Annotated in this window: 13 protein-coding genes and 3 tRNA genes; 5 read left to right on the forward strand and 11 right to left on the reverse strand. The window is 39.7% G+C overall.

All coding sequences use genetic code 11. The annotated features are described in order from the left end of the window. Positions 1-105: 105 nt before the first annotated feature. The 5 genes from VEIT17_RS07630 to hcp all read right to left on the reverse strand — a co-directional run bounded on the left by VEIT17_RS07630 (position 106) and on the right by hcp (position 6,968). Positions 106-2,073 carry a penicillin-binding transpeptidase domain-containing protein gene (locus tag VEIT17_RS07630; protein WP_178886033.1) on the reverse strand — a complete coding sequence of 656 codons (1,968 nt, stop codon included), beginning with the start codon at positions 2,071-2,073 and terminating at the stop codon, positions 106-108. Then, entirely contained in the window at positions 2,073-3,491 is a 1,419-nt protein-coding gene (locus tag VEIT17_RS07635; RefSeq protein WP_178885503.1) for a CCA tRNA nucleotidyltransferase, read from the reverse strand. Before VEIT17_RS07635 ends, VEIT17_RS07630 begins: the two co-directional genes overlap by 1 nt. 68 nt (positions 3,492-3,559) lie before the next feature. Further along, a complete protein-coding gene (gene sdaAA, locus VEIT17_RS07640; protein WP_178886035.1) occupies positions 3,560-4,432 on the reverse strand; it encodes an L-serine ammonia-lyase, iron-sulfur-dependent, subunit alpha in 873 nt (290 codons plus the stop codon). Between the two features lie 11 nt (positions 4,433-4,443). Next, the gene (gene sdaAB / locus VEIT17_RS07645) at positions 4,444-5,106 is read right to left on the reverse strand and encodes an L-serine ammonia-lyase, iron-sulfur-dependent subunit beta (RefSeq protein WP_005385446.1); all 663 of its coding nucleotides are present in this window, start codon (positions 5,104-5,106) and stop codon (positions 4,444-4,446) included. Between the two features lie 296 nt (positions 5,107-5,402). After that, a complete protein-coding gene (gene hcp, locus VEIT17_RS07650; protein ID WP_005377073.1) occupies positions 5,403-6,968 on the reverse strand; it encodes a hydroxylamine reductase in 1,566 nt (521 codons plus the stop codon). A 274-nt stretch (positions 6,969-7,242) separates the two neighbouring features. Here hcp and VEIT17_RS07655 point away from each other — a divergent pair, with 274 nt between their 5' ends. Then, complete coding sequence (locus VEIT17_RS07655; RefSeq protein ID WP_105094196.1) at positions 7,243-7,968, forward strand: Crp/Fnr family transcriptional regulator; 726 nt, start codon at positions 7,243-7,245, stop codon at positions 7,966-7,968. 162 nt (positions 7,969-8,130) lie between these two features. Here the strand turns inward: VEIT17_RS07655 and VEIT17_RS07660 are convergent, their stop codons facing one another. The 4 genes from VEIT17_RS07660 to VEIT17_RS07675 all read right to left on the reverse strand — a co-directional run bounded on the left by VEIT17_RS07660 (position 8,131) and on the right by VEIT17_RS07675 (position 12,252). Beyond that, a complete protein-coding gene (locus VEIT17_RS07660) occupies positions 8,131-10,002 on the reverse strand; it encodes an LPO_1073/Vpar_1526 family protein (protein ID WP_178885505.1) in 1,872 nt (623 codons plus the stop codon). Positions 10,003-10,011: 9 nt separating this feature from the next. Continuing rightward, positions 10,012-10,563 (reverse strand): TIGR01440 family protein, encoded by a 552-nt coding sequence (locus VEIT17_RS07665; protein ID WP_105094198.1) that lies wholly within the window; start codon positions 10,561-10,563, stop codon positions 10,012-10,014. A 266-nt stretch (positions 10,564-10,829) separates the two neighbouring features. Then, the gene (locus VEIT17_RS07670; RefSeq protein WP_005385442.1) at positions 10,830-11,390 is read right to left on the reverse strand and encodes a Fe-S-containing hydro-lyase; all 561 of its coding nucleotides are present in this window, start codon (positions 11,388-11,390) and stop codon (positions 10,830-10,832) included. A gap of 19 nt (positions 11,391-11,409) precedes the next feature. Continuing rightward, positions 11,410-12,252: a fumarate hydratase gene (locus VEIT17_RS07675; protein ID WP_009660830.1), complete on the reverse strand. Its 843-nt coding sequence runs from the start codon at positions 12,250-12,252 to the stop codon at positions 11,410-11,412. A 742-nt stretch (positions 12,253-12,994) separates the two neighbouring features. Between VEIT17_RS07675 and VEIT17_RS07680 the strand changes: the two genes are divergently transcribed. From VEIT17_RS07680 to VEIT17_RS07695, 4 genes are all read left to right on the forward strand, one after another. Beyond that, a tRNA-Asn gene (locus VEIT17_RS07680) sits at positions 12,995-13,070 on the forward strand. Positions 13,071-13,074: 4 nt separating this feature from the next. Continuing rightward, positions 13,075-13,149, forward strand: a tRNA-Glu gene (locus tag VEIT17_RS07685). Between the two features lie 3 nt (positions 13,150-13,152). Then, positions 13,153-13,228, forward strand: a tRNA-Val gene (locus VEIT17_RS07690). A 107-nt stretch (positions 13,229-13,335) separates the two neighbouring features. Next, positions 13,336-14,244, forward strand: a complete 909-nt coding sequence (locus tag VEIT17_RS07695; RefSeq protein WP_178885506.1) for a hypothetical protein — start codon at positions 13,336-13,338, stop codon at positions 14,242-14,244. A gap of 70 nt (positions 14,245-14,314) precedes the next feature. Here the strand turns inward: VEIT17_RS07695 and VEIT17_RS07700 are convergent, their stop codons facing one another. Both VEIT17_RS07700 and atpC read right to left on the reverse strand, forming a co-directional pair. Then, positions 14,315-14,671, reverse strand: a complete 357-nt coding sequence (locus VEIT17_RS07700; protein WP_005385439.1) for a hypothetical protein — start codon at positions 14,669-14,671, stop codon at positions 14,315-14,317. Positions 14,672-14,819: 148 nt separating this feature from the next. Continuing rightward, entirely contained in the window at positions 14,820-15,227 is a 408-nt protein-coding gene (gene atpC, locus VEIT17_RS07705; RefSeq protein WP_178885508.1) for an ATP synthase F1 subunit epsilon, read from the reverse strand. Positions 15,228-15,230: the final 3 nt, after the last annotated feature.

Consider the following 15,230-nt stretch of genomic DNA (forward strand, 5'->3'; position numbering starts at 1 on the left):
CATTCAAACTATCTATAAAATAAGGTGCCTCCGGAGAGGCACCTAAGTCTCTTATTCTATTATATAACGAACTGTCTATAATTTCTAATTATGACCGAATTCGTTTTATCTACGGAAATGAACAGTAATTGCTGTACCAGCCTGAACAGTTGTACCGCTACTTTCATCTTGAGATGTAGCCGTACCAGTTCCATCCGGTTTAAAGGCAAGTCCCGCCTTATGTAACCAATCACGCACTTCACCATAGGTAAAACCAGTAAAGTTAGGCAATGTAACAGAACCATCACTTCCCGGTTTTGGTTCAGGTAATGTATTAGCAGCTTTAACAGCTACTGGTGTACTTTCTTTAACATACGGACTCATTTGGTAATACCGTACAAGTTGAGATACGATGTCCTTAAATACAGGGGCTACAATTTGACTACCATAATAAGAACCCTTTTGTGGGTCATCAATAACGACAAGAACTACAAATTTTGGATCCTCTACAGGGCCAAAGCCAATAAAGGACGCAATGTATTGTCCGTCGAGATAACCGCCATGTTTGGTATCTAGTTTTTGCGCCGTACCAGTTTTACCGCCGAAGTGATAACCTTCTACCATCGCTTTTGTACCGCCACCTTCGGATACTTCTTTTTCTAGAATATCTACAATGGTTTTAGCGGTTTCCGCCGGAACTGGTTGTCCCACAACAGATGTTTCAGTCGTACTTGTAACATCGCCTTGAGAGTTACTATAAGACTTGATGATATGTGGTTTCATCATAGCCCCACCATTAGAAAGTGCACCAAAGGCGCGAACCATTTGTAATGGTGTAACCGCAATACCTTGACCGATGGACATAGTCGCAACGTCTAGCTTACTCATATCCTCTGGATTATACAAAATACCTGCTCCTTCACCAGGCAATTCAATACCTGTTTCAGAGCCAAAGCCATAATCACGTATATATTTCGAGAGAATATCTGCACCTGTTAATGTACCAATTTCAGCCATACCAGTATTAATAGAGTACTTCAAAATATCTAGCAAACGAACAGGACCATATCCCTCACCATTCCAGTTTCTAATGATATGTCCATTGGCAGCGAAGGCCCCTTTATCGTTATACACAGTGTCTAACTTCCATTTGCCTGCTGCAAGAGCTGCAGATGCAATGATAGGTTTGAATGTAGAACCTGGTTCATATAAATTGGTAACCGCAATATTTTTGAAAGCCTCTTCACCACTTTGGTTGTAGTTATTAGGATCATAACTTGGACGATTGGCCATCGCTAATATTTCACCGGTCTTTGGATCCATAACGATAACGCTGGCATGCTTAGCTCCTGTATCAACCATCGCCTTATCAAGAGCGCGTTCTGCAATAAATTGAATTGTTGCATCGATGGTTAAGGTTACGCTTTTACCCTTATCTGGTAAAAATTTAGATAGTACGGAACCAAAGATGGCATTCCCTTTATTATCAGTAGCTACAATTTCTTGTTGTACGCCCCCCTTTAATTCGTCATCGAGAACCATTTCTAGACCATCAAGCCCTTTATCATCAGTGCCGACAAAGCCTAATACTTGTGCCGCTAAGACACCATTTGGATAATAGCGCTTAGATTCTTCAACGAAATTAAGGCCTGCAATATTATTATCCTTAATAACTTGTTGTACCGCTTTTGATTTGTCTGCATCCATCATACGATTCAACCAGACAAAGGCGGTATCCTCTTGCAAAGCTTTTACAATATTCTCTTTTGACATCGTTACATACGGTGAGATGAGCTCCGCAATCTCTTGAGGAGACTGTTTAATCATCTTCGGATCCGCATATAAAGATTTTGTAACTACACTCATCGCCAATGGCTTGCCATTACGGTCATAGATTGTACCCCGCGGCGATTGTAATTTTCTATCTACTTGAACTTGTAATAAGTTTTTCTTCTCTAGGTCAAAGGTATCAAAGACCTGTAACTGTGCTAAACGACCGATAAGGACGAAAGCAACGGTCATGAGTATGGCAAGGCACCATGTAGTGCGACTCCAATCACTCATGCGTAATAACGCTTTATTTAATAACTTCATCATTTCTCCACTGGACGGCGTAACTTATGGTCTAATGCATCATATAATGCATCTGGTTCATTGGGAATCACCCCATTTTGTACCTGACCTAATAAATACTGCAATCCTTCTCCCACTTTTTTCCCTGCAAGCTTAATAACTCGTTCGTCATAATTTAAATCCTTTGTATGAATAGGCATCTCTAGGCTAAGATCTGCCATACATTCACCAAAGGCTAAGGTGCCATCAGTCGATGCATAAGGCTTCCCACAGCCTAACACATCGGCAGCGCAAACCTTAGATAATTGCTCCCATGCAATTCGCATAATTTGACTATCTCGAAACTCACCGCTGCGAGCCTCTTTACGGATCCACTTTTTCTCATTAGCTTCCCCATTTTGTACAAAATAGTGAAAGCGCATATGATTTTTTACAATCCAAGCTACACGGCGCACAAAAGCCTTAGGGTAACCTAAACGAGTAAGCAAGGTTTCTGTCATTTCAGCACCTAATGTATCATGGCCACGATCCGTTAAACGTCCGTTAATAACAGCTCGTACCGCCGGCATCCCCTTTGCTACATCGTGTAACAGTGCACCCCAACGTAATATTAAATCTGGTTCTGTATGAGATACAACGGCTAATGTATGATACCAACCATCAAATTCGTGAAAGTCTTTTTCTTGTGGTAAATTCACAAGATGGTATAGCTCTGGTAAAATAGGCACTTCACGAGCGATGCCATTTTCTACAACGCGACAAGAGCACTCGGCCAAGCGAGATTGTACTAATACATCAAGGCCCTTAGCCACAGCAGGCTCTAACATGAGTCGGTCCAGTTCACTACGAACTCTCTCGAGAGATAACCCAGGCACACGATGGAATGCCTTTGGCATAGCTTCTAATAAATCTTCGGTAGGTAAGAAATCTAGCTTTGCCACAAAGCGGCATGCTCTAAATAATCGCAATGCGTCTTCTTCGAAGCGTTGCTGTGCATTGCCAATGGTTCGCAATGTCTTATGCTTGATATCTCGACGTCCCCCTACTAGGTCTATGACCTCACCAAAACGATTCATCGCCATGCCATTGACCGTAAAGTCGCGACGCAACACGTCTTCCTCCAAGGTATCGGCATAAGCGATTTCTTCTGGTCGATGACTATCCGCTCCATATCGTTCAGTGCGATACGTTGCAATTTCATATTGCTTTCCTTCTAGTGTAGCTACTACTACACCAAAGGATTTTCCTACTAAGTCTGTCGTTTGAATATCTTGACCGCGTAGGACTTCAATTACCGTATCAGGGCGTGCAGACGTCACAATATCAAAGTCATGAGGCTTTTGATGCATCAAAATATCACGCACTGCTCCGCCAATGATATAGGCTTCATAACCTGCTTCTTCCAATACAGTCAATATTCGATTGGCTTGTTCCATCATGCACACTCCTTTCTGAACTAGTCTAACCTTTATTTTACTACAAATGAAAGCATGAAAAAAGTGCAATCCTATAAGGATTGCACTCGTTCTGCAATAGCTGTACCCGTCGGTGTTACCGCAAGGCCGCCATCACTTGTTTCACGCAAGGCTGCTGGCATAGCGCGACCGATATTATTCATTGCTTCAATAACTTCATCTGGTGGAATTTGACTTTCAATATTCATCAAAGCCAATTCAGATGCAGTAATGGCATGAACTGCATAGAAACCATTACGTTTAACGCACGGTACCTCTACAAGTCCTGCTACTGGATCACAAGCAAGGCCTAATAAGTTTTTCATACACAATGCAATAGCATGTCCTACTTGACGAGGCGTACCACCCATCATTTCTACAATGGCACCGGCAGCCATACAAGCGGCCGTACCAATTTCTGCTTGGCAACCGCCAACGGCACCGGCCACACAAGCGCGATTCGCTACGACATTGCCAATGCCAGAGGCAGCCAAGAAGCCCTTTACCATAGTTGCTCTATCTAGCTTGTAATGGTCCGCTACTGCTTTCACCGCGCCAGGCATAACACCACAAGAGCCAGCCGTAGGGCACGCAACAATGCGGAACATCTTTGCATTTGCTTCATTAACAGCAATAGCATAGGTCATAGCCTTGTACGCAATATCACTCATAAATCTTGGTGCTTGGCCATTAAGCTGTGCCGCCTGGCCACCAGACATACCAGAGGCCGTTTTTTCTGCATAGTCTATACCATCCTGAATAGAACCTTCAAAGATATCTAAACGATGCTCTATTTCACGAATAACCGCTTCTTCACTGCGATCATAATTCTCTAATTCATAGCGCAGTACTACATCGCCAAAGGAAATGTTATTTTCCTCAGCTAAGCGAATAATATCTGCAATTGTATCATATGCATAACTCATCATTCGCCCTCCTATAACGCTTCAAAGGTCATCACATCTTGAATGCCTGGACACTCGCGCATAAACTGAACGGTAATAGGATTTACTACTGTATCTGTAGTAATGACCATCACTGCATCCTTGTGCTTACCCTTCCGAAACACGCGCATGGTAGCGATATTAATATCAGACTCACTCAATGCTTGGCTCACCAAAGAGATGGCGCCAGGTCTATCTTCATGGAATACAACAAGAGTAAACTCATCGCCAGTAATAGACATATCATTGCCATCTACTTCGGTAATCATAATTTGACCGCCCCCAAGAGATCGACCAATCACAGTCATATGACGATTATGTTCATCGTACATATCAAAACGAACTACATTAGGATGACCTACATCAAGAGGAGACTCGATAAAATTATACTCCATGCCCTCTTTTTCAGCTAATTTATGAGCAACACGAATATTCGTATCATCCTCTTTAAAACCTAATAAGCCCCCAATCAAGGCACGGTCTGTACCATGGCCTTTATAAGTCTTAGCAAAAGAGCCATATAAGGTTAAATCTACCTTTTTAGGTGTGGAACGGAATATGCACCGCGCCATCTTACCTAGCCGCGCAGCACCAGCTGTATGCGAACTAGACGGGCCAATCATGACAGGCCCTATAATATCAAAAATACTATTCATACACGCCTCTATATACACATAAATAATGTGAAAAAATCTTACTTTACCTATAGTATAACAATCGATATTGATCAATGTCTATATGCACATTAGCAGTATTTTTGTACACATACGGAGGACTAAGTTGTAGATAGAAAACTGGGCCCCATCAATATACAAACACTCGATAGATAGCTTTCACAAAAATAGTAAAAAACGCACCTAAGGATAACCCTAGGTGCGTTATTTATAACAACAGTCCTAAATCATAAAAGAGAGGGGAAGTAGGACTGTAGTTAATAAGTTAATGGATCCTATTAGCCCAAGATAGCTTTCATGTCAGCTTCTGGAGTTGTAATTGGATGTAATTGGAATTTTTCTACCAAAATGTTCAATACATTGCTGGAGAAGAATTTAGGCAAGGAAGGTCCGATGTAGATGTTGCGGATACCCAATGCCAACAATGTTAACAAGATACATACTGCTTTTTGTTCGTACCAGGACAATACCAATGTTAATGGCAAGTCGTTTACGTCACATTCAAATGCACCAGCCAAAGCTACTGCTACTTGAATAGCGGAGTAAGCATCGTTACATTGACCCATATCAAGGATACGAGGGATACCACCGATTTCACCGATGTTAAGGTCGTTGAAGCGGAATTTACCACAAGCCAATGTCAATACTACAGTATCATCTGGAGTTTGTTTTACGAATTCTGTGTAGTAGTTACGGCCTACTTTAGCACCGTCACAACCACCAACTAAGAAGAAGTGTTTGATTGCGCCAGCTTTTACAGCGTCGATTACTTTATCAGCAATACCCAATACTGTACCGTGACCGAAACCAGTAGTTACTTCGTGACCACCGTTGATGCCAGTGAATTCTTGAGCTTCTTTGTAGCCGCCCAATTCGATTGCGCGTTCAATAACAGCGGAGAAGTCTTTAGTGCCATCAGCTTTTTCTTCTACGTGTGCACAGCCGTCGAAACCTACCATATCTGTAGTGAAGATATTAGCTCTGTAGTTTTCTTTTGGTGGCATAATGCAGTTTGTAGTGAACAAGAATGCGCCAGGAACGTCAACGAATTCTTTTTGTTGGTTTTGCCATGCAGTACCGAAGTTACCTTTCAATTGAGGATGTTTTTTCAATTCAGGGTAAGCGTGGCAAGGTAACATTTCACCATGAGTATAGATGTTTACACCTTTACCATCAGTTTGTTCCAACAATTGATTCAAGTCGTGAAGGTCATGACCAGTTACAACGATGAAAGGACCTGGTTCTACAGTCAAAGGTACTGTAGTTGGTACTGGAGTACCATATGTTTCAGTGTTAGCTTTATCAAGAATAGCCATGCATTTCAAGTTGATTTGACCGAATTCCATCAACAAGTTCAACCATTCTTCAGCACTGTGGTCTTTAGCGAATTCTACCATGCCTTTGATGAACCAAGCATCAACTTCAGGATCATGGAAACCAAGGCGTGCAGCATGCCATGCATAAGCAGCCATACCACGCATACCTAACAATAATGTGGAACGAAGGGATACGATATCTTCTTCACCTTTCCACAATTGTTCCCAATCGAAGTTTTGAGCTGCGCTATCGATTTTTGCATGATAAGCGTTTACTTCGTCGATGAATTCTTGAACGCGGTCTTCAGAGAAGTTTACGTTTGTTACACACATGAACAAACCACGCATTAAATAGTCAACGCCTTCTTTAGTTTGGCCTTTTACGTCTAAAGCGCGTGCTAAACCAACTAAAGCAGCAGTTAATTCGTCTTGTAAGTTAGCAACTGGTGCAGTTTTACCACATACACCTTGTACAGTACAGCCGCCTGGTGCTGCAGATTGTTCGCATTGATAACAGAACATGCTCATTTAAAAATCCTCCTTTGCGAGACTTCCTCGCATTCAAGCTAGATAATATAAAACCTATACATTACACTGATGAATTATCAGGTGTCTGATTGATTACATTTGAAAGTATAACGTAAAGATGATACAATTTCTGTAGCTTGAGCAACAAATAAAAAACTTTTTCAAAATTTTTACCTGGCTCCCCTTTCGGAACAGGTAGGTCATTTGACCTTATATTATTATTATACAATAATCAATTTAATTTACTATAGACTTCGTCACATCGGAGGCGACCATGAAACAAATACTTTCAAATGACATTATCAACCAATATCTACCTACCCTAATTAAATGCCCTTTATTTAATAAGTTGGGCGAACCTGAACTACGCAGCTATTTACATAATGCGAAGGTTATTGTGCATAGCTATAAGAAAAATGATTTTATTGCCCTCTCTGGGGATCCGATGGAAGGCATTGGGGTCATTCTCGAAGGCAGTGCGTTACTGACACGTGAAAATGTTATGGGCCAACGCGTTATTATGGCTAACCTTGAACAATCTGATATTTTTGGTGAAGCATTACTATTTAGTAAACAACCATTATGGCCTGCTACGATTAAAGCTACAAAGGTTAGTAAAATTATGTTCATTCCTCTTGAAACATTTATTGATACATTGCCAGATTGCCAACAATGCCAAACCAAAATCTTGTCCAACCTATTGGAGGATTTGTCTGAAAAAGCTATTCTCCTCACAAGAAAGGTTCATTATCTTACCTTGAAAGGTATGCGCGAGAAGATTTTCGCGTACTTAACAGACATTTATAAACGTCAGCAGTCTACAACAATCCATTTACCACATAACCGCGAGCAAATGGCAGAGGTACTCAATGTATCTCGCACAGCACTTAGCCGCGAACTCGGGCGCCTAAGAGATGAAGGCATTATCGATATTACAGGCCGTACAGTAACACTAAAAGACGTGGAAGGAATCGAAGAATTCGGTTTTAATAGCTTCTAGCATATCTTTTAACCTATAATAAAACTAAAAATATACAATAAACGTAAAAAGGTCTCCCTATATAATCTAGGGAGACCTTTTAGTATACAGTTATTATTTCTTTAGTATTAGTTCTTTAGTATTAGTTCTTTAGTATTAATTCTTTACAATTAATTTTACACATTAGAACCAATGAGATAAATCGAATTCTTCACCAATCGTAGCTTTCACATGAGCACGGCCTAAATATAGGCCAAGTAATGTTAAACTGATTTTAGACATAGGCGTATGATCAAATACATCTGCTAAATCTAAGAGAACTGGAGAAATATCATCCATAATATCACGTGCTTCTTGACCTCTGAAAGCAGTCGGTTTACTCTTCATAAGAGCGATGAGATCTCGTTGTACCATAGAATCAGAAATGCGAGTTTGTCTAAAGAATCGTGGTGCTAAAGACTCATCAACCAATGCCAATTTATATAGATTGGAGTTCAAGCTACGCACTACATAGCGCGGATCCACACCATGACCATCGGTAGCACGGAAGAGTTCCTCCTTGGAGAAACCACGATAGTTGAACACGAATGGATAAGAATTGGATAATACTTGAGCTAATGTAATCGGTTCACGTTCCTCTTGTGTACAGCGTAAATAGTCTAGCTGACGGTAGAAAGAATTGTTTTGAGGCAAATCAGAAATGAATGGCTCAATATATTTTTCTACATAATGTTGGAAGTGAATTAATCCATAGTTATTAGAGTTTCTAGAATATTGTAGCAATAGGGTCAATGCCATGACTTGGAAATGACCTAATGTCAAATGTGGCAATACACGTAACGCATCAAAGGCTACAAGGTACGGGGTGCTAGACTTAGGTGATTGCACCACATCTAAGAACGCACCTAAGGCGGCGGATTTCATCCACTCTGTATTCGTAGCAGCATAGGCCTTTTGCATACTCATCAAGGCTTCTTGAATAACAATATTATCAAGAAGTGCGTTGACTTCAGCTAACTTTGTAATATTAAGAGCTGCTAATGCATCTCTTGTAATGGATTCCACATAATGTTGTGTATCTCCATGCAACACGCCGAAGGCATGAACAAATGGTGCGATTGCCAATTCAATACATTTATCTTCATGTGCCGCTTTAGCCCATTGCCCTGTTGGTACCTCTTCTTCAACCATACTAGCGGCTGCCAATTGAGCCTCTATTTCTGAAGCATCAAACAAGCGTGTTTCATCCAATACAGATGGGCCTTCTGCTGTTTTAATCTCATCGACACCACCAATCATTTGTGTAGCCTCAATATGTTCTGCTTCATCAGCTTCAAGAGCCTCTACAGATTCGCCCATAGCAATCGTATCCTCTACAGAATTAGCGCGATTGCGAAGTTCATCTGTAACAGCATCAAGAACAATAGTCTTATCCATCAATGGAGTGGAATGATGCTCACTATTAGAGCGTTTACCATCAGAAACTGCAGGCATTATAATAGTTTCATCATTACTATGTTCTGTTGGAGCAGATTCTGTCTTCTCTAGAGAACCAGAATTTACTTGAATAGATTCATGTGAAACAGATTCATGCGGAATAGAATCAGCAGAAACAGATGTATCTTGAACAGGTTCTTGTCCTTTTAAGTCAGCTTGACTTGATTTAGTCTCAGTCTCGCCTGCATGATGACCTAAGGCCAAGGAATATCCTATTTCGGAGTTTTCCACATGTAATTGATTACCATCTCGTCGGTTATAAGATGTATCTTTATGAGCTTCCACAGGTTCAGAAGCATTAGAATCCTCATTATTCTCTAACACAGAGGCCGTATACACATTGGTTCCACCTTCATGTGTAACAGTCACATCGCCTACCCTAGATTCATTAACGGACTTTTCTCTATGATGTTCACCATCAAATTTAGTAACAGATCTATCATGGTGCTCATCTTTAGCTTGGCTTTCACTATCATTACGATTAAAAACGGCGTAACAAATGGCAAAAAATCCAAGCGCTACAACAGCTAATACAAAATATGGTATTACGTTTGACATACTATCCCCCTACATCAACGCTTCATTATATGCAGCACGTTCACCACCAATGCTCTTAGGTCGAACACGACAAGCAGTTACATGAGCCTCACCAATTTCTTTAATACTGAGGCGCACTGGTACAGTAACATGCTTCATATGCATACCTATGAAAGTGTCCCCGATGTCGATACCTGCATCAGCTTTAATAAATTCAACCATCACTGGATCGTCAAAACGTTCATAGGCAGTAACAGCCATGGCTCCACCTGCATGACGTTGAGGTACTACATTAACCTCTTCCTCCCATGTTACTGCACTACGTTCCATAACAAGAGCTCGATTAATATGCTCACAGCATTGAACGGCCAAATTAAGACCTTTAGCTTTAACAGCTTTATATATTTCATCAAATAGGATCTGAGCCACATCAATGTGGGAATCAGTGCCAATTTTCTTACCCATAACTTCGCTAGTGGAACAACCCACCACGAATAATTGACCTTCTCGAACCTTTGCCAAATCTAGCAATTCAGCCATCGCTGTACGCACTGACTGACGAATAGTTTCTACAGAAGTCATGATATCGCCTCACTCACTTTGAATGTATAAATCTATATGTATATTATCACAAAATGGACAGAATCGGTAGACTTTACTCTACTAAACAAAAGTGAATCTAACATAATAATATATAAACTATAAAAGTAATTTCATATATTACTATCATACTAATAAACAATGTAATAATCATTAAATATATACATGTACAGTGATAATTATTGAATCTCTGTAGATAAAAAAGAGGCTTGCATTAGCAAGCCTCTTTCAATCACTCAACGGTGATATTAGATTTTTCTATAAGGTTTTTGGCCTTGTTCGTAGAAGTTGTTACCTTCAGTATCGCCAACTACGATGCAAGGGAAATCTTCAACTGTCAATTCAGCCAAAGCTTCTGGACCAAGTTCACCATAAGCAAGTACTTCGTATTTTTTGATGGATTTTGCAATCAATGCTGCAGCGCCACCAACTGCTGCGAAGTATGTGCAACCATTTTTCTTCATGGATTCAACTACTGCTGGTTTACGGGAACCTTTACCGATCATGCCTTTGATACCTTGATCAAGCATTGTTGGTGTATAAGCATCCATACGACCAGAAGTTGTAGGACCAGCGGAACCAATTGGGTCACCAGGTTTTGCAGGTGTTGGGCCAAGGTAGTAAACGAATTTGTTAGTCCAATCGATTGGTAATTTTTCGCCACGTGCTAAAGCTTCAGTCATAACTTTATGAGCAGCGTCACGAGCGGAGTAAATTTTGCCAGTGATAAGAACACTATCACCAACTTTTAATTTACGGGAAAACTCTTCATTATATTCTTCAGTATTAATGCGAATTGTTTCAGCCATTGTAATTACCTCCTACCGATTAAAGTACTACGTGTTTATGACGAGCAGCATGACACATAATAGTAACAGCAACAGGAAGGCCGGCGATATGAGTTGCACCCCATTCGATGTTTACACCGATACAAGTTGTTGTGCCGCCCAATTGTGGACCGATACCAGTTTTGTTAACCATTTCCAAAATTTCTTCTTCCAATTTTGCATACTCAGGATCTTTGTGAGGAGTGCTAATATCGCGAAGCAAAGCTTTTTTGGACATAACAGCTGCTTGGTCCATAGTACCACCAATACCAACGCCAAGTACGATTGGAGGGCATGGGTTAGGGCCAGCATGTTTTACGATTTCAAGAACTGCATTTTTAACGCCTTCAACGCCATCTGCAGGTACCAACATAGCTACGTCAGATTTATTTTCAGAACCGAAGCCTTTAAGTTCTACGTTGATTTCTACTTTATCGCCAGGAACGATATCGATGTAGATGATTGCAGGTGTGTTGTTTTGAGTGTTTTTACGGTTGAACAATGGTTCTGCTACAACGGATTTACGAAGGTAACCTTCTACATAACCTTGAGCAACACCTTCATTGATAGCTTCTTTAAGATCGCCACCAACGAAATGAACATCTTGACCTACTTCTACGAATACCAATGTCATACCAGTATCTTGGCAGTATGGACGATCTTCAGCATCAGCAATTTCTGCATTTTTGATGATTTGATCGAGAACGATGCAACCAACTGGAGACTCTTCTGTTTCACGGCCTTTTTTCAAGCCTTCATAGATGTCTTTTGGCAAGTGGTAAGCTGCGTCCATACACATTTGACGGACTGTTTTTGTGATTTCAGATACTTGAATCTCGCGCAAGATAATCCCTCCTCAGGAACATAGTTGAATATTAATTCTAAATTACCGTGAGATAACTTTTAACTCTCAAGTGTATAAGACATATGTTTCTCATACACATCGAGATTAACTCTATGCATCAATCGTAACACACAACATACATGCTTTCAACGGCTTAACTATACAGTTTTCTCAATGCTTTTTCATGTTTTGAGAATTATTTTCATGAATATCGCTGTATATATTTCGGTATTTCAATAGTTCTTTTTCATCATATTTTCGACTATAAAAACTATATTTTCAATGTGATAAAAGTCATAGTTAATCATAGGTTGAAAGAATTTTTATACCCTATATATTAATCCACTTTTAGAGGCCAAAATTAGGTTGAAATCACCGTATAAATGCAGAGTATATCTAAGATGATAAATACACTTTCAGACTACTTGATATTATTTTTCAAATAAAAGGTTTAAACTTTTTTGTAATGCATATGTATACCGATTATATTCAATATACTTATATTGCTAACTCTTAGTAAAATATCCCTCAAGATATCTCTATAAACACAGTATTTATCTGTGTTTATTCATTTATATAGATTATATTAATTTTAATGACTTACTTATCAAAATTTTTAATAATTGATTTTTTGTATAACGTTATGTGTTTTAGTCATAGTTAACGTCTTTTGATTTATAGTAATTTTAAAAAAAACGCTTGCTTTTATAATTAATCTAACATATAATAACAATCGTACCATTCCTCGATAGCTCAGTTGGTAGAGCAATCGGCTGTTAACCGATCGGTCGTAGGTTCGAGTCCTACTCGAGGAGCCATTCTGGCCCGTTGGTCAAGCGGTTAAGACACCGCCCTTTCACGGCGGTATCCCGGGTTCGATTCCCGGACGGGTCACCATATGGACGATTAGCTCAGCTGGGAGAGCGCCTGCCTTACAAGCAGGATGTCGGCAGTTCGATCCTGTCATCGTCCACCAAACCTAGAAGCAAGCATAAAGCTTGCTTCTTTTTTTTGTATATGTGATATAATAGTACCAGTTGTTTTGTTTGTGAATTTTAAAGAGTCTTATTTAGAGGAGGAATTATGTTTTATACATTCGGACGCTATAAACGTTCGCTACTTACAGTACTAGGTGTACTATTGGCATCTACGCTCGCTACAGCAAGTGCTGCCACTATTAATATGAGCCAGTTAACATCAAATACCGCTCAACCGGTAGTCATCAACTCTATGCCATCCAATGTAGATACGACTACCCCTACATTACAAGCCGATAATAATGGTCAACCTATTTTGAAGGTTGCAAATACACCTGTTTCAACTCCAATTGTTAGAACACCTGAAAAAGCGACTATCAATACTTCTAATTCTAATTATGATGGTCACTTAGATAATTTCCCTAGTCGCAAAGTTACAATTGTTGTACCTGCAAAATTGCGCAACGAAAACACAGCCCAATTAGGTCGTTACATGACAGACCGTCTATCTAATACGCTTAAGTATCCATACTATGATACAGCAATCGTAAGTACTAATACGCCAACAGCTGAAATTAGAGCTGTTGACCTTGCACAAATTGCAGCTGCACAAAATTCTGAAATCGTTATTATGCCTGTACCATTACAAGACGTATATGTACAAATCAATGGTGTTAATAGCCCATATGCATATAATAATGATGATCGTGAAATGTACATCGCCGCAAAGGTAAATGCACTTTTATATTATTACGATGTGAATGATCAAGTAATTCACACTGTACGCAGTGGATTCAATCAAACTGATGATTCCTTAACAATGCCAACACATAAGGCTGTATGGAACAAAGTTATGACTGTATTACTTGATAAATTACCATACAAACGTATTCCAACAGACCGCGACCGCTATCAAGCACCTGGTATTAACTCTGAGTCTCCAGTAGTACTTGATTTCCAAGTAGAACAACCTAGAAATACTGCTTACTCCTTAAAAGGTGTTAGCGTATTATAAGAGACAATAAAAAGACCGTTAAGCAATTGCTTAACGGTCTTTTTGTATTCACCTATTAATGATACATAACTTAGTGAATCAAGCCGATTAATCTAAGTTGATGCTCTGTAAAACCAGCATTTCTTAAAAGTGCAGTAAATGAACTACGGAAGGAATCAGATAAATCGCTTACGTAATAAATTGAATCATCATCTTTTGCACTTGCTGTACTTGTATTAGTAGTCGCAGCATATTTAGCATTATTAGCTTCATTTTGTTTAACCATGTTAGCTCTAAAAGCATCATTTGTAGGAGTTTCTACTGGTGGGCGAACCGAGTCAGTATATTTATAACCATAAGATGCGTCTACATGTGTTCCTAGTGTAGATGCACCAAAACAGCATGCTAATACAGCAAAAGCAATGAAAGATTTTTTAGATACGTTCATTAGAAAACCTCCAAATTAACACAATAAGTCATTAAATTTAAATGACAAATTTTAGTATAAGCAGATGACCTTAATGTTAGATGAGTGTTTCCTATAAACAAAATGAAATTCTATAGAAAAAGGCTAGCCCTATGGCTAGCCTTTTTCTTTATAGTTGTTTAGTTACATGCAAGCGCAATAATGCACGTTGCAATGCCGCTTCTGCTCGCTCTACATCAATATCAGGTGTAGGATTAGCCAAACGGCCTTCAGCACGCTCTTTGGCACGCTGAGCACGTTCCACATCAATAGATTCTGGATCTTGGCAATCTGGTGTTACAATACTCACCTTATTATGTTCGATTTCACAGAAGCCACCAAATACGGCAAGTTCACGAGATGTTCCATCTGGTTGGTCTATGCGTAATGGCGCTAAATCTAATGCGATAATCATAGGTGCATGATTTGGCAAAATACCAAATTGACCATCGATAGCTTTACCTACAAAGAATGTAGACTTGCCTTCAAAGACAATTGCATCAGGTGTGATTATTTGTAGGGTCATAGGTTCCGCCATGGA

It is taken from the genome of Veillonella nakazawae, from assembly GCF_013393365.1.
In the GTDB taxonomy this organism is placed as follows: Bacteria; Bacillota; Negativicutes; order Veillonellales; family Veillonellaceae; genus Veillonella; species Veillonella nakazawae.

Bases quoted from the DNA above. Each gene is read 5' to 3' on its own strand.
- VEIT17_RS07630 (WP_178886033.1), bottom strand. From the start codon at position 2,073: ATGAAGTTATTAAATAAAGCGTTATTACGCATGAGTGATTGGAGTCGC.
- VEIT17_RS07635 (WP_178885503.1), bottom strand. From the start codon at position 3,491: ATGATGGAACAAGCCAATCGAATATTGACTGTATTGGAAGAAGCAGGT.
- sdaAA (WP_178886035.1), bottom strand. From the start codon at position 4,432: ATGAGTTATGCATATGATACAATTGCAGATATTATTCGCTTAGCTGAG.
- sdaAB (WP_005385446.1), bottom strand. From the start codon at position 5,106: ATGAATAGTATTTTTGATATTATAGGGCCTGTCATGATTGGCCCGTCT.
- hcp (WP_005377073.1), bottom strand. From the start codon at position 6,968: ATGAGCATGTTCTGTTATCAATGCGAACAATCTGCAGCACCAGGCGGC.
- VEIT17_RS07655 (WP_105094196.1), top strand. From the start codon at position 7,243: ATGAAACAAATACTTTCAAATGACATTATCAACCAATATCTACCTACC.
- VEIT17_RS07660 (WP_178885505.1), bottom strand. From the start codon at position 10,002: ATGTCAAACGTAATACCATATTTTGTATTAGCTGTTGTAGCGCTTGGA.
- VEIT17_RS07665 (WP_105094198.1), bottom strand. From the start codon at position 10,563: ATGACTTCTGTAGAAACTATTCGTCAGTCAGTGCGTACAGCGATGGCT.
- VEIT17_RS07670 (WP_005385442.1), bottom strand. From the start codon at position 11,390: ATGGCTGAAACAATTCGCATTAATACTGAAGAATATAATGAAGAGTTT.
- VEIT17_RS07695 (WP_178885506.1), top strand. From the start codon at position 13,336: ATGTTTTATACATTCGGACGCTATAAACGTTCGCTACTTACAGTACTA.
- VEIT17_RS07700 (WP_005385439.1), bottom strand. From the start codon at position 14,671: ATGAACGTATCTAAAAAATCTTTCATTGCTTTTGCTGTATTAGCATGC.
- atpC (WP_178885508.1), bottom strand. From the start codon at position 15,227: ATGGCGGAACCTATGACCCTACAAATAATCACACCTGATGCAATTGTC.